The 14059-nt window shown below is 65.5% G+C and carries 12 protein-coding genes; 5 read left to right on the top strand and 7 right to left on the bottom strand.

The genetic code is table 11. The features are described 5' to 3' along the window. Window positions 1–60: 60 nt before the first annotated feature. The 6 genes from CFE35_RS02325 to CFE35_RS02300 form a co-directional block, all read right to left on the bottom strand. Window positions 61–2586 (bottom strand): TonB-dependent receptor, encoded by a 2526-nt coding sequence (locus CFE35_RS02325; protein WP_292927519.1) that lies wholly within the window; start codon window positions 2584–2586, stop codon window positions 61–63. A gap of 136 nt (window positions 2587–2722) precedes the next feature. After that, a complete protein-coding gene (locus CFE35_RS02320; protein ID WP_292927517.1) occupies window positions 2723–3649 on the bottom strand; it encodes a helix-turn-helix domain-containing protein in 927 nt (308 codons plus the stop codon). Window positions 3650–3676: 27 nt separating this feature from the next. After that, window positions 3677–4933: an MFS transporter gene (locus CFE35_RS02315; RefSeq protein WP_292927515.1), complete on the bottom strand. Its 1257-nt coding sequence runs from the start codon at window positions 4931–4933 to the stop codon at window positions 3677–3679. Then, on the bottom strand, window positions 4930–5478 hold the full coding sequence (locus tag CFE35_RS02310; protein WP_292927513.1) for a VOC family protein: 549 nt from the start codon (window positions 5476–5478) through the stop codon (window positions 4930–4932). The genes CFE35_RS02315 and CFE35_RS02310 overlap by 4 nt, the downstream gene beginning before the upstream one ends. Window positions 5479–5553: 75 nt before the next feature. Next, entirely contained in the window at window positions 5554–6567 is a 1014-nt protein-coding gene (locus CFE35_RS02305; RefSeq protein WP_292927511.1) for an NAD(P)-dependent alcohol dehydrogenase, read from the bottom strand. Between the two features lie 111 nt (window positions 6568–6678). After that, window positions 6679–7494, bottom strand: a complete 816-nt coding sequence (locus tag CFE35_RS02300; RefSeq protein ID WP_292927509.1) for an IclR family transcriptional regulator C-terminal domain-containing protein — start codon at window positions 7492–7494, stop codon at window positions 6679–6681. 143 nt (window positions 7495–7637) lie between these two features. On the opposite strand from CFE35_RS02300, the gene CFE35_RS02295 reads away from it, so the two are divergent. The 5 genes from CFE35_RS02295 to CFE35_RS02275 are packed head-to-tail and all read left to right on the top strand — an operon-like array spanning window position 7638 to window position 12990. Beyond that, entirely contained in the window at window positions 7638–8867 is a 1230-nt protein-coding gene (locus CFE35_RS02295) for a Tm-1-like ATP-binding domain-containing protein (RefSeq protein WP_292927507.1), read from the top strand. A gap of 12 nt (window positions 8868–8879) precedes the next feature. Continuing rightward, entirely contained in the window at window positions 8880–9329 is a 450-nt protein-coding gene (locus tag CFE35_RS02290; protein WP_292927505.1) for a biotin/lipoyl-containing protein, read from the top strand. Window positions 9330–9347: 18 nt separating this feature from the next. Beyond that, window positions 9348–10682, top strand: coding sequence for a biotin carboxylase N-terminal domain-containing protein (locus CFE35_RS02285; protein ID WP_292927503.1), 1335 nt, complete (start codon window positions 9348–9350; stop codon window positions 10680–10682). After that, complete coding sequence (locus tag CFE35_RS02280) at window positions 10679–12151, top strand: biotin carboxyl carrier protein (protein WP_292927501.1); 1473 nt, start codon at window positions 10679–10681, stop codon at window positions 12149–12151. The genes CFE35_RS02285 and CFE35_RS02280 overlap by 4 nt, the downstream gene beginning before the upstream one ends. After that, window positions 12148–12990, top strand: a complete 843-nt coding sequence (locus CFE35_RS02275; protein WP_292927499.1) for an HAD hydrolase-like protein — start codon at window positions 12148–12150, stop codon at window positions 12988–12990. The genes CFE35_RS02280 and CFE35_RS02275 overlap by 4 nt, the downstream gene beginning before the upstream one ends. On the opposite strand, the gene CFE35_RS02270 is transcribed toward CFE35_RS02275, so the two are convergent. Next, window positions 12987–13889 (bottom strand): DMT family transporter, encoded by a 903-nt coding sequence (locus CFE35_RS02270; protein ID WP_292927497.1) that lies wholly within the window; start codon window positions 13887–13889, stop codon window positions 12987–12989. The genes CFE35_RS02275 and CFE35_RS02270 overlap by 4 nt on opposite strands. Window positions 13890–14059: the final 170 nt, after the last annotated feature.

The raw sequence follows: 14059 nt of genomic DNA, 5'->3' as shown, positions 1-14059 counted from the left end.
TCTCTCTCCTCGTGGCAGAAGGGCGGGTGCCGTTGGCACCCGCCCCCTGTTAGGCAGCGATCAGAACCGCAGGCCGAGCTTGGCGTACCACTCGCGCGGACGGCTGTAGGTGCCGTAGATCTGGCCACCGGCAATCTGAGCCTGACCGGTCACCAGATAACGCGTATCGGTGATGTTGGTCATACCCACCGTCAGATCCCAGTGATCGCCGGGTTCCTTGTAGGTCATCGAGCCGTTCAGCATGTCCACGCCCGGACGCTGCAGCAGATAAGCCCGCTCGGTATCGTTCCACAGCGACGACGAGTGCGTGTAGTCGGCGATGAAGATCAGCTTGCCGCCGTTCTGGAACTTCGCCTCGTAACGCGGGCTGATGTTGAACTTCCACTTCGGCGTCTTGGGCAGATCCGCACCCGGGAACACACCGGCCTGGAAGGGGTTCGCCGCAACCTGCGCTGGCGCGAGAACCGAGGTGTACTTGGCATCGAGGTGCCCGATGGAGCCGGTGATGGTGAGGCCATCAACCGGTGCCGCGGTCAGCTCGACTTCGAAGCCCTTGATCTTGGCATCGCCCGCGTTCTGGATGGTCGGCGAAACGCCCTGCTGGAAGTTCAGCTGGATGCCCTTGTAGTCGGTCTGGAATACAGCGGCATTGAGCTGGAGGCGGCGATCGATCAGGGTCGACTTGACACCCAGTTCATACGTGGTCGCCTTTTCCTCGCCGAAGCCCGGAGCATAGGGCAGCGGGTTGGACAGGCGGGTCGTCCAGCCGCCAGTCTTGTAGCCCTTCGACCAGCTGGCATAGACCATCACGTCGTCGTTCGGGTGGAACTGCAGACCCACCTTCGGAGCGAAGTTGTTGAACTTCTTGTGCTGCGTTCCGGCAACGTAATACCGCAGCGGCTGCCCCGCATTGGGGAACCCGGCGGCAATGCGGCAGGCATCGCTGATCGGGTTGATGTTGGCGCAGGCCGGCGGGCCCGCATCGATCCCGGCGAGGAAGTTGAGGATCTTGTAGGTAAGGCCGTTGGCGTCCGACTGGAAGCCTTCGAATTCCTTGTCCTCGTGCGTGTAACGGCCGCCGACGGTGATGCCGAACATGTCGTTGAACTTGTAGTCAACCTGGCCGAAGAACGCATAGTTCTTGGTGGCAAGATCGTTCGGACCATCGACCTGCAGCAGGCCTTCGGCAAACGTCACGTAGTCATGCAGGTTGCCCGCTTCCTTGAAGTAGTAGGCGCCCAGCACGTAGTTGAGCTTCTTGTCCATCGCGTTGCCGAGCAGCTGCACTTCCTGGCTGAACTGCCACTGATCCGTGGTGAAGCTGGTGTGGAGGAAGTTGAGCGGCGACCCGTCAAGATCGGTGCCCACGTTCCAGTGCAGTTCGCGGTAGCCGGTGATCGACTTCAACGTGACGTTGTCCGACAGGTCGTAGGCCATCGTGAGCGAGCCGCCGTAGGACTTCAACTTCGAGTAGTTGTTGCCGTTGGCATAGCTCGTGTCGATATCGTTGGTCACGAACCGGTTGTCATAAGGCAGCCGGTCGTTGCGCGGATCGGCATCGACATTCACGCCGAAGACGGTCGGATTGTCGAAGATCGAGCTCTGGCCGCCAATGCCGCCGATATAGGCGAACGCGGGCGGGCCGCCGCCGCAATCGGTGGACGAAGCTGCAATCGCGCAGTTGTAGGTGCCCGCGAAGACCGCAGGGGTCGTCGCGATCAGCCGGTTGGCGATCTGGCTCTGGTCGACATTGGTGTAGTCGCCTGAAAGCGTCGCGGTGAACGCGCCGCTATCGTACTTCAGCTTGCCGCGCAGGTTCCAGTTGTCATCACCGCCCTCGGTGCCAAGCCCGATGTTGCCAAAGCCCGCTGCTTTGTAGTTCTGGATGTTGGTCGAGGCGAAGTTACCCGCGCCCGGAAAGGCGATGCGCTTCAGGTAGCCGTTGCGGTTCTTGGTCGAGAAGCTGACCGAAGCGCCCAGCCCATCGGCGAGCGGCAGGTCGACCGTACCGCGCGTCTGGATCAGGCTGTAGCGGCCGACCGTGACATCGCCGACAAAGCGGAATTCCTTGCCCGGATCGTGCGTGACGATCGAGATCGCGCCGCCGATGGTGTTGCGGCCGAACAGCGTGCCCTGCGGGCCCTTGAGCACTTCGATGCGCTCGACGTCGGGCAAGTCCTGGTTCGCACCGACCGAACGGGCGAGGTACACGCCGTCAAGGTAGATGCCCACGCCCGGATCGATGTTGAAGGCGAAGTCGTTGGCGCCGATGCCGCGGATATAGGCTGAAAGCACCGCGGTCGAACCCGAGAACGGCGTACCAGCATCAAGCGTGACGTTGGGCGCGATGTTCGAAAGCTGGGCGACGCTGGTGACGGACCGTTCCTGCAGCGTATCGGCGGTGAACGCCGTGATCGCGATAGGCACATCCTGCACGTTTTCCGACCGCTTCTGCGCGGTCACGACGATTTCCGCGATGCCGCCTTCGGGGGCAGCTTCTGCCTGGGCTTGCGGTGCGCTCTGCGCGAAGGCCGGGGTGGCCAGCGCCGCTGCGAGCACGGCAAGTGATACCGTTGTTCGTCTCATGTTGCTCTCCCTAAACTGATGTCACTGTCCCTTCGCCCCCTGGCGGCGGGACATGCGCATTCGAATTCGTAAACCGCTTCGGACTGACCGGCTTGCACTGGAGCGCAAGCAGATCAGGACTCATGCGCAAATCGACCTATTTTCTGCGCCATTCACGTGGTGAAATGCCAAACCGCTGCCGGAAGGCGCGCGCGAAATAGGCGCTGTCGTTGAAGCCAAGCTCGAAGGCCACTTCGGTAATGCTGGCCCCCTGCGCTGAAACGAGCCGCTCCGCCGCGCGGGCAAGCCGGCGTTCCAGGATATAGGCGCTGGGCGTGGTGCCCATGGCGGCAAACATGTTCTGGATCGTGCGGACAGAAGCATTGCAGGTGTTCGCGAGGCTGAGCGTGCGCAACCCCCGATCGGCAAGCTGCGCTTCGACGATACCCAGCACGCGGCGGCGCAGCGCGCTGTCCTGTGCAGGTGCATCAGGCTTGGAGGCCCCGCGCATGGCCAGCGCGACGAGATCATAGAACACCTGGCTGACCCCGTCCTGCCAATCGTCATCGGCAAGCCCCTGCTGGCTTTGCCGCCACAGCGAGAGCAGGAAATCATGGAACACGCGGGCACCCGGCGTGGAGCCGCTCATCCGCTGGCGCAAGGCATCATCGATACCCGGAAAGCGTTCCGCCAGCGGCGCGCGCGGAAACTCGACCACCAGCAGTTCGTGCGCGGCAAGGTCGATGGCATAGGCCTCGTGCGGCGAGGCAATGATGAAATCGCCCGCACCCAGCGTGGTCTCGGTGCCGCTCTGCTTATGGATACTGGAGCCGCGGCACTGGAGGTGAAGGATCAGGCGCTCGTCATCGGTGTAGCGTGGATCGCGCCCAACGAACGAGGCGGTGGAGCGCGGGCGAATCATCGCAAGATCGCCGACCTGCCAGGTCCACATCTCGCCGCTGAACTCGTCGTTCGGGCTCTTCACATAAGTGCCGCTATAGACGCGGTCGACCAGCGAGTTCCAGAACGCGAGGCGCTCGGGAGGAGCAATTCCGTCGGTGGCAAACTTCTGCACTGCGGTCATGGCGGGCGCGTCCTTTTGCAGCGAGGGTCAGGCGGGAGCAGGCATGCGGCGCGCGACGACACGCGGCGCGGATTCAACAAGGCCAAGCGCGCAGATCCCGGCCAGGATGCACAAGACGAGCATCAGCCACAGCGCCGCAGACAAGCCGTAGACATCGGCCAGCGCCCCTGCGAGGAACGGGCTGAGCACGCCGCCCAGCACTTCGCCCGTGCCCATCACCACGCCGGTCAGCGTCGCGGTCAGGCGCGGATCGACCGATTCCGAAGGGATCGTCGCCATGAACATCGGGAACAGGCCGTTGAGCCCCCACCCGAAGAAGAAGATCGCCGCCAGCACCCAGGTCGAACCGGTGTAGTACAGCCCGCCCAGCGGCAGGATCACGCCGAGGAAGGCAAAGCCGATCATCACCGGACGGCGGCCGATGGCGTCCGAAATCGCGGGTACGACAAAACTGCCAAGGCCTGCCGAAAGCCCCAGCGTTGCCATCAGCCAGCCCATCGTTTCGGGCGAGAAGCCGCGCACGGTGGTGAGGTAGAGCGGCATGAACGCCCAGCACACCACGAGGTAAGAGACGAGCAGCACCGAAATGATCGCGCAGAGCACCACGTTGCGGTGGCGGAAGGCTTCGGACAGCGGCACCTTGGGCTGGGCTTCATCGTGCGCTTCGGCAGGCGGTTCGCGCAAGGTGAACCAGATCAGCGCGGCGGTAATGAGGCCCGGTGCTGCAGCAAGATAGAACCCCTCGCGCCAGCCATAGGCGGCCGCCACAGGCACCAGCAGCAACGGCGCAAGGCCGGAACCCAGCAGGTTCGACCCCAGGTTCTGCGCCACGCCCATCGCCATGCCGCGCCGTTCGGGCGCGACTTCGCTGACGATCATCGAATGGCTGACGGGCATGACCCCGCCTTCCGCCGCGCCCATCAGGAGGCGCGCGCCGAGCAGCATGAAAAAGGAGGATGCAAGGCCCGAGGCGAAAGAACACAGGCAAAACGCGAGCGTTGCCACGACCACCACCGGCTTGCGCGATCCCAGCTTGTCGGAAATCCGCCCGACCGCCAGCCCCGACAGCGCCCAGGTCAGCGAAAGCGCCGAGCTGAACATGCCGACTTGCGTGTTCGAAAGGTGCAGATCCGGCTGCACGAACGGCATCAGGAAATTGAGCGCGTTGCGATCAAAGAACAGGATGCCGAAGTTGAGGCTGAGCAGCGCAACCACCCAGGCCTGATAGCCGCCGCTGGCGCGCTGCGATGCGTCCACGCTGGACGTCAGCGAAGCCCCGCTCACAGGAACGACCTCACGGGATCGGTCTGCCCGTCCCAATCTTGCGCCGCCTGCCACTGCGCGGTGAACAGCGTGTTCATGCCTTCGGTCGCGGGGATCAGCTCCAGAAAGCCAGGCGCGGCCGGATCGGCGCTCTCGAGATACACTACAGAGCCACCCGTCGGCACGGGCGCGCGGAAGGCCAGCGTATGGCCCCGCCCCAGATAGCCGGGCAGCGCTGCGTCGACATCGGTGAACGCAATGCCGAAGTGGTGGAAACCATAGCCGCGCTGCGCGATCGTCTCGCGGTACACGGAAGGGTGCTCATCCAATGGCTGGATCAGTTCGATCTGCATGTGCCCGGCAAAGCCCATCGCGATCGCCACATCGGCCTGCGAAGCTGCGCCGCGATAGACTTGCCCCTCACCCAGAAAGTGATCGAGCAGGAAGAACGGCCCCGCCCCGCAATCGCGCTGGAAGTGGGAGATGGCAGCATGGATGTCGGCAACGACGAACGCGGTCTGCACCACGCCGCCGATGCGTTGTCCAAAGCCCAAAGACTGTACCATTCCCGGTATTCCCCTTCCCGAATGCCCGCCGCTTTTGCAGCTGGGAGTTAGCGGCGCGGCCTCGCGGCCACGCTGTCAGAGCGTAATCACCACCTTGCCGAACAGCGCGCTGGATGATTGGTAGCGATAGGCTTCCAGTGCATCCTCCATGGCGAACGTGCGGTCGATCACCGGCTTGATGCCGTGCGCGTCGATGAAGGCATTCAGCCGGCTCGCCAGCGCGCGTGAGCCGACGAAGATGCCGCGGATGCTGCCGCCCTTGAACATCAGCGGATGCGGATTGGTATCGCCTTCGCGCGTCAGCACGCCGATCAGCGCGATCTCGCCATTGAAGCCGACGGCGGCGATGCTCTGCTTGAGCGTGCCCGCGCCGCCAACTTCGACCACATGATCGACCCCGCCGCCCGCCAGATCGGCAGCCGCCGCGCCCCATGCGGGAACGGTGCGATAATTGATCGTCTTGTCGGCACCCAGCGCGACAACCCGCGCCAGCTTTTCATCTGAGGAACTGGTGGCGATGACCTGCGCGCCCGCTGCTTTCGCGATCTGCAGCGCCAGCAGCGAAACGCCGCCCGTGCCCAGCACCAGCACGCTTTCGCCTGCGACAACCGGATGGGGGCCCTCCATCAGCGCGTTCCATGCGGTGACACCGGCGCACGGCAGGCAGGCCGCTTCTTCGAACGAGAGGCTTTGCGCCAACGGCACCACGCCGTGCTCGGGCAGCACGACGAGATCCTGCAACATGCCGGGCGCGGGCGGCGCACCCAATGCGGGGCCGGCACCGGGGTTGGGCGGGCCATCGATCCAGTTCTGGAAGAAGGTTCCGGCAACGCGGTCTCCCGGCTTGACCGAAGTTACCCCTGCCCCGACCGCAACGACTTCGCCCGCACCATCGGACAGCGGCACGGTATCCACCGCAACGGTACCGCCCATGTAGAGGCCCTGCGGGATGATCTGGTCGCGGAAATTGAGCGAGCAGGCGCGCACGCGCACCAGCACTTCGCCCCGCCCCACCTGCGGCTCGGGCGCATCGTGCAAGGCCATGTCGTCCAAAGATGACGCGCCTGCCCGGATCACCCACTGCCGCATGCTTCAATCCTCCCACTATCGTTGATGTGATAGTCGCACAGGAAGCCGCCAATTTAATCAGTAACACAAACGGATTTCACAAGGTGGAATATCCACGCGATGACAGTGGCCTCAGCGAACCGGCGCGCTGCCCGATTGATCCGCCACCGCCCGGCCAATGGCTTGCGCCGTCTGCTGCAAGGCCTCAAGGTGGCGGTGCATCACGGCCTCGTCGGTGCCGCGCTTGGCCGGCCAGGTCAGGTTGATCGTGGCGACCGGCGCACCGTTCGCCACGATCGCGACGGCCATCGAACGCCGCCCATCGCGCAGCACGAGCTGCTTGGAACGGTCGGGCCAGGGATGGAGCGGTTCGCGCAAGGCAAAGCCGCGCTCACGCGTTTCGGCCAGGATCGTGCGCAAGTCGTCTTCGCTTCCCGGCGCGGCGTCCTTGGGGCGCAGGCGCGCGATGATCGCCTCGCGCTCGTTTTCGTCACACGCCGCGAGATAGGCCCGGCCGGTGGCGGTGTGGATATAGGAAAGCTTGACCCCCACGGGGCCGAGAATGGCGGAATCGAGCCGGAACAGCGGGCTGTTGGTCTCAAGGATTTCCATGTGATCGAGCCGCGGCACGCCGAGCACCGAAGGCCATGCGACTTTGGTGGAAAGCGCCTTCATGTAGGGCGAGGCGATTTCGGCGATATGTTCCACTGCGCTGCCGGTTCCGCGGGCAGCAGCACCGATATGCGGCAGATAGGCTCCGTCCGCGAGGCGCTGCCAGACTAGCCCTTTGCGTCCGAGCGTGAGCAACATGCGCAGCAGGGTCGCCTTGGGCAACTGCAGCGCCTGATGCAGCTCGTGAAGGCTCACCGCGCGGCGCGCCTGCACTTCAATCAGCACATCGAGCCCGCGCTCCAACGCGCGCACTGTCTTCACCTTGCGTTCCAGCATCGTCTCTTCCCGGTGCTGCTTTCACGGTACGGTGCAAACCGGCACGCCCGTGGGTTTCACCTTATGCAACGCGCCCTGCGCATAGCACCGTGCAAAGTCAACCGGGATGTCGCACTCATGCAACAAAGGAAAAGAGGATAGCCATGGCCGAAACCACAAGCCCAAGCGTCATGTTAATCGTGACGCAGGATACCAAGGAAGAAGAAGCGCGCTTCGTGCGGGCTGTGCTGGAAGCCGCTGGCGTCCGGGTCGTTCACCTTGATCCGAGCGTGCGGCGCACGGTGGGCGGCGCGGAAATTTCCCCTGAGGATGTGGCCGCTGCTGCCGGCATGACCATCGAACAGGTCCGCGCGCTGGGCCACGAAGGCAAGTGCCAAGACGCGATGATCCGCGGCTCGATTGCTGCGGCCCACGCATGGCACGCGCGGGATCCGATTTCCGGCATTCTCGCGGTCGGCGGCTCGATGGGTTCGGCGCTGGCGGGCGCGCTGATGCAGAGCTTCCCCTTTGGCCTGCCGCGCCTGATCGTCTCGACCATGGCCTCCGGTTTCACCAAGCCGTACATGGGCGTGCAGGACATCGCGATGATGAACGCGGTGACCGACATCTCCGGCCTCAATTCGATCAGCCGCGACGTGTTCCGCAACGCCGCCAACGCGGTGGCGGGCATGGCGAAGGGCTATGATCCCACAGCCGCCGCCGAAAAGCCGCTGGTGCTCATCACCACGCTCGGCACCACCGAGGCGAGCGTCAAGCGCATCCGCGAGGCGCTGGAGAGCGATGGCTGCGAAGTCATGGTGTTCCACTCCTCCGGTGCGGGCGGGCCGACGCTCGATGGCCTCGCGGCGGGCAAGAACGTGGCTCTCGTGCTCGATCTCTCGCAGACCGAAATCCTTGACCATATCTTCGGCGGGCTTGCCGATACCGGCCCGGACCGGGGCCGTGCCGCCCTGCTCAAGGGCGTGCCGACGATCCTCGCGCCCGGCAACGCGGACTTCATCATCGGTGGTCCGATCGAAGTCTCGCGCGTCCAGTTTCCCGGCCGCCGCTATCACGAACACAACCCGCAGCTGACCGCTGTCCGCACCACGTTCGAAGACCTCAAGAAGCTGGCCGACCACCTCGCCGCCAATGTGCGCGATGCGAAAGGCCCGGTGCGCCTGTTCACCCCGCTGCACGGCTTCTCCAACCACGACAGCCCCGCCGGGCACCTGATGGACCCCAGCGTGCCGCCGCCGTTTGCCGAATATCTGCGCGCCGTCATGCCCGCAGACGTCCCGGTGACGGCCATCGACGCCCATTTCAACGACACTGCCTTCTCGGACGCCATCATCGCCGCCTCGCGCGAGATGCTGGCGGCCGCCAAGGCCTGACCGGACAGACCCATGAACGAAGACCTGCCGTTGACTGCCGAAGACATCGCCGAGATTGCGGCGATCATCGAGGCATCGCCCTACCGCGAACTGGACTTGTCCACCCGCCGCTACCGACTGCGCCTCGCGCGCGGCGATGGCGAGGCGGCGGGGTTGACGCAGGAATGGCAATGGGCGGGCAGCGCCCCTGAAGCCGCCGCAGCCGCCGAGGCCGAGCACAGCGCCGATCCCGACGCCGTGCCCGCGCCGCTGCCCGGCACTTTCTACCACGCGCCGCAACCGGGCGCGCCGCCCTTCGTGGCCGTGGGCGATGAAGTCGGCCCGGAGACGGTCGTCGGCATTGTCGAGACGATGAAGCTGATGAACCCCGTCCACGCCGGGCGCGCGGGCACCGTGGCCGAAGTCCTCGCTCCCAACGCCACCATGGTCGCCAAGGGCCAGCCCCTGATCCGGCTCGCCTGAGCGCAAAGGCAGACACCCATGATCCGCCGACTGTTCATAGCCAATCGCGGCGAAATCGCGCTGCGCGTGATCCGCACCGCCAAAGCGATGGGGATCACCACCGTGCTCGGCGTTTCCAGCGCCGACGCCGCCTCGCTCCCCGCGCTGATGGCGGACGAAACCGTGCTGCTCGGCCCGGGCCCCTCCTCGCAGAGCTACCTCGCCATCGACGCGGTTGTGGCGGCGATGGTTTCCGCGAAGTGCGATGCGGTACATCCGGGCTACGGCTTCCTTTCCGAAAACGCCGCTTTCGCGCGGGCTGTGGCCGAAGCTGGGATCCGCTTCGTCGGCCCCGATATCACCACGCTGGAAGGCATGGGCGACAAGCTTGCCGCCCGCGCGCTGGCACTGGAGGCGGGCCTTCCCGTCCTCCCCGGCGGTGAGGCAGCCACGCGCGCGGCGGTCCACGCCCGCGCCGCCGAGATAGGCTATCCGCTGCTGCTGAAAGCGGTGGCAGGCGGCGGCGGCAAGGGCATGCGCCGCGTCGACCGCGCCGAAGACCTCGATGCCGTGCTCGATATGGCGCAGGCCGAAGCGCAGGCCGCCTTCGGCAACAGCGCGGTCTATGTCGAGAGGTTCGTGGCAAAAGGCCGTCATGTCGAAGTGCAATTGCTGGGCGATGGCACGCACGCGATCCACCTCGGCACGCGCGATTGCTCGATCCAGCGCCGTTTCCAGAAGCTGGTGGAGGAGGCCCCTGCCCCGGCCATGCCCGCAGAAGCGCGTGCGGGAATCGAGGAGGCTGCCGTGCGCCTTGCCCGCCACATCGGCTATCGCGGCGCGGGGACGGCCGAGTTCCTCGTCGATGCGACCGATTTCTCGTTCTATTTCCTCGAACTCAACGCGCGCATTCAGGTCGAGCATCCCGTAACTGAAGCGATTACCGGGGTCGATCTGGTGGAGCAGCAATTGCTGGTGGCATCGGGCAAGGCGCTGACTCTGACGCAGGCGATGGTGCGCCCGGTGGGCCACGCCATCGAAGTGCGCATAAATGCCGAAGACCCGGAGGCCGATTTCCGCCCCGCACCCGGCCGGATTTTGCGCGCGGCATGGCCCGCCGGCCCCGGCATCCGCGTCGATACCCATATCGCGGCGGGGGGCGAAGTGCCGCCGTTCTACGATTCGCTATTGGGCAAGCTGATCGTCCATGCGCCCACGCGGGAAGAAGCCGTTGCCCGGCTCCAGTCCGCACTGGCACGCATCGCGATTGAAGGCGTGCCCACCACCGCCGGGCTCCACGCCCGCATCGCCGCCGATCCGCGCTTTGCCGCAGGCGGCGTGGACACCGGATTTCTGACAGGACTTTCTGCATGAGCACGCTCAGGCTGGTCGACGTGACCATGCGCGATGGCAACCAGAGCCTGTGGGGCGCCACCGGGCTCAACACCGCGCATATGCTGCAAGCCGCAGCTCTCACCGAAGCCTGCGGTTTCCGCGCGATAGACTTCACCTCGTCAAGCCACATGGCGGTCGCGGTGCGCTATTTCCAGAACAACCCGTGGGAGCGCCTGCGGCGCATGGCGGCAGCGATGCCGACCACGCCCTTGCAGTTCATCACGACGGGCCTGCGCTTCATCGCCTGGCAGCAAGCGGACCCGGAGTTCATGCGCCTCGTCTACCGCGCGCTGCAAGTGAACGGCGTCGGGCGTTTCGTCCTGCTCGATCCGATGCACGAAGTGCCCGCCGTGGTCGAAGCCGCGCGCCTCGTGAAGGAAGAGGGCGACGCGGAAGTGATGTGCGCGCTCACCTTCACGCTCTCCGAATTTCACACCGACCAGTTCTACGCCGATTTCGCCCGCGCGGTAGGGCAAAGCCCGGATATCGACCTGTTCTATATCAAGGATCCCTCAGGCCTGCTCTCGCTCGACCGGGTGCGCACGCTGGTGCCCGCCGTGCGCGCCGCCATCGGAGGCCGCCCGCTTGAAATCCACGCCCACACCACCATCGGCCAGGGCATGCTCTCCAGCCTTGAGGCGGCCAAGCTGGGCATTTCGGCGATCCACGTCGGCATCGGTGCGGCCGGCGACGGCTCGTCGCTGCCCGAGGCAAACCGCATGCTCGCGAACCTTGAGGAAGCGGGCCACACGGTCGAGATCGACCGCGCGGCGCTGGCGAAGCTGACTTCGTACTGGAACCGCACCGCGCTCGCGGAAAACCTGCCGTTCGGCAGGCCGCAGAACTTCGACGCCAGCTTCCTGCGCCACCAGATTGCGGGCGGCGTGATGACGACGCCCGCGCGCCAGCTCGATGAGCTGGGCCTGTCGGACCGCCTGCCCGCCGTCATCGCCGAGACCGAGCAGGTCCGCGCCGAGCTGGGCTATCCGATCATGGTCACGCCCTTCCCGCAGATGGTCATGAGCCAGGCGCTGTTCAACGTGATCAGCGACCGGCGCTATGCGCAAGTCTCCGATCAGGTGATCCGCTACTGCCTCGGCAAGTTCGGCAAGCCGACCTCGCCCATCGACAAGGATGTGCTGGCCGCGATCATGGACCGCCCGCGCGCGCGGGAGCTCGAGAACGAGCCGACCTTCCCCGCGCTTGGCGATCTGCGCCGCCAGTTCGGCCATGCCATGCCCGACGAGGAGTTCCTCCTGCGCGCAGTCATGCCGCCCGAACAAGTCGATGCGATGCTCAGCGCAGGCCCCTCGCGCGCCACTTATACGCCCGAGGCCGCGCCGGTCATCGCACTGCTGCGCAAGCTGGCCGCCAAGCCCACCGCGCGCGACCTTGTCATCGAGCGCGGATCGTTCCGCCTCGCCCTTCATGCCGGAGCCGGTCTGTGAGCATTTCCCCCGAATACGCCGCGCGCCTCAAGGACGCGGCCGGTTACATCTTCGATATGGACGGCACCATCGCGCTGGGCGATGCGCAGAGCGGCGGGCACAATGCCCTGCCTCATGCCATCGCCGTGCTGGAGGCGCTGAAGGCGCGCGGCACGCCTTTCGTGGTCTTCACCAATGGCACCGCCAAGCCGCCTGCGGCGTATGCCGCTTCGCTGCGCAAGGCCGGGTTCCCGGTGGAAGACGGCCAGATGCTGACGCCTTCGTCGTCCACCGCCGATTGGCTGAAGCGCAGCGGAATCGGCAAAGTGCGCGTGCTGGGCAATCCCGGTTGCCGCGCGCCCCTGGATGATGCCGGGCTCGATGTCGTCGGCCCGTCCGACGAGGCCGAGGGCGTCGAGGCGGTCTATACCGGATGGTTCCGCGAGTTCGATTTTCCCGCGCTGGAAGCGGCCTGCGATTCCCTCTGGAAGGGCGCTAGGTTGCTCACCGCCAGCAACGTGCCGTTCTTCGCCACCGCCAATGGCCGCGCCATCGGGGCAAGCTATCCGATCAACGCGATGCTGACGGCCATGACGGGCAAACGCCCGCGCATCCTCGGCAAGCCCTCGCGCGTGGCGTTCGATACCGCGCGCCTGCTGATGGGCTTGCCCAAGAGCGCGGCGAAGCAGATGGTCGTCGTCGGCGATGATCCGGCGCTCGAAATGCGCATGGCCAATGCCGTCGGCGCGCTGTCGGTCGGCATGGCGACGGGGATCATGGCGAAAAGCGCGGAACTGCCAGAGCGCGACCGGCCTTCGGTGCTGCTGGACAGCCTGAAGCCGCTGCTCGATCTGCTTTAATCGGTGCCCTGCGGCTCGTCGATCACGCGGCCCGCGCGCCACAAGTAAAGCCCGGCGGCAATGATGATGGCGGCCCCGCCGAGCGCGGTGAGGTCCGGGTGCTCGTGGAACAGCAGCCAGCCATAGAAGCCGGCCATGATCAGCTGGAAGTAGGTCATCGGCGCGATGGTCCCTGCGCCCGCGCGTGACGTCGCCATGTAGATCAATGCATGGGCGCCGCTGCCGGTCACCGCGATCATCGCGCTACGCCCGACCACGCTCCACGATGGCACGCCGACATGAAGCATGGCAACGCCGCTGAAATGGCCGACCACGGTGAACAATAGCAGGAACAGCGTAGCGAAGATCGCCACGTTGACCTGCATGGCGAGCGCGGAGCCGCGCCCCTGCACCGCCCGGTTGCCGATCATCAGCAGCGCCATGCCAAGCGCGGCAAACATCGGCAGCACAGCCGCCGGGCCAATGGCGGCGAAATTGGGCCGCAGCACCACGATCACCCCGGCAAAGGCGGCGATGCTGGCGATCCATGTCTCGCGCCGCAGCGGCTCTCCCAGCAGCAGCGCTGCCAGCAGCGCGGTGATCATCGGGCTGGTGAAGGAAATCGCGGTCGCCGCGGCAAACGGCATGATCTGGACCGCGGTGAAGAAGGTCGTGGCCGAAAAGGCAACGCCAAACCCGCGCACCGCATGCCAGCCGAGCCGGTCAAAGCGAAAGCCCGCCTGCCCCTCGCGCCAGAGCAGCAAGGAGCCGAGCCCCAGCGTGCCGACGACATAGCGCAGCGACGCGATGGCTGGCCCCGGCCACTGCCCTGCCATCGTCTTGACGAGGGAATCCCCTGTTGAAAGAAGCGCAAAACCGCCAATCGCCAGCAGCAGTGCATCTCTTGTCTGATTGCGCAAATGCTCCTCCTTAGCCCTGCCTCTTTGCGGCCTCCGCGCAGCAGCGCAAGCCTCGATACTGGCCATGTTCCATTATCGGTGGCATTGGCGCTATCGGGTTGCGCTGTCGGGGGGCGCTGCCGGGGGGCCGGTTAAGGCTTCTTTACGCGTTATTTACCAAGCTTTGCGTA

The sequence above is a fragment of the Novosphingobium sp. PASSN1 genome (genome assembly GCF_002278815.1).
Note: the sequence above shows the minus strand (reverse complement) of the source record. Positions and strands in the feature narration are given on the sequence as shown.

What these genes read in the sequence shown, in the direction of transcription:
- CFE35_RS02325 (WP_292927519.1), bottom strand. Translation starts at nt 2,586, where the DNA reads ATGAGACGAACAACGGTATCACTTGCCGTGCTCGCAGCGGCGCTGGCC.
- CFE35_RS02320 (WP_292927517.1), bottom strand. Translation starts at nt 3,649, where the DNA reads ATGACCGCAGTGCAGAAGTTTGCCACCGACGGAATTGCTCCTCCCGAG.
- CFE35_RS02310 (WP_292927513.1), bottom strand. Translation starts at nt 5,478, where the DNA reads ATGGTACAGTCTTTGGGCTTTGGACAACGCATCGGCGGCGTGGTGCAG.
- CFE35_RS02305 (WP_292927511.1), bottom strand. Translation starts at nt 6,567, where the DNA reads ATGCGGCAGTGGGTGATCCGGGCAGGCGCGTCATCTTTGGACGACATG.
- CFE35_RS02300 (WP_292927509.1), bottom strand. Translation starts at nt 7,494, where the DNA reads ATGCTGGAACGCAAGGTGAAGACAGTGCGCGCGTTGGAGCGCGGGCTC.
- CFE35_RS02295 (WP_292927507.1), top strand. Translation starts at nt 7,638, where the DNA reads ATGGCCGAAACCACAAGCCCAAGCGTCATGTTAATCGTGACGCAGGAT.
- CFE35_RS02290 (WP_292927505.1), top strand. Translation starts at nt 8,880, where the DNA reads ATGAACGAAGACCTGCCGTTGACTGCCGAAGACATCGCCGAGATTGCG.
- CFE35_RS02285 (WP_292927503.1), top strand. Translation starts at nt 9,348, where the DNA reads ATGATCCGCCGACTGTTCATAGCCAATCGCGGCGAAATCGCGCTGCGC.
- CFE35_RS02280 (WP_292927501.1), top strand. Translation starts at nt 10,679, where the DNA reads ATGAGCACGCTCAGGCTGGTCGACGTGACCATGCGCGATGGCAACCAG.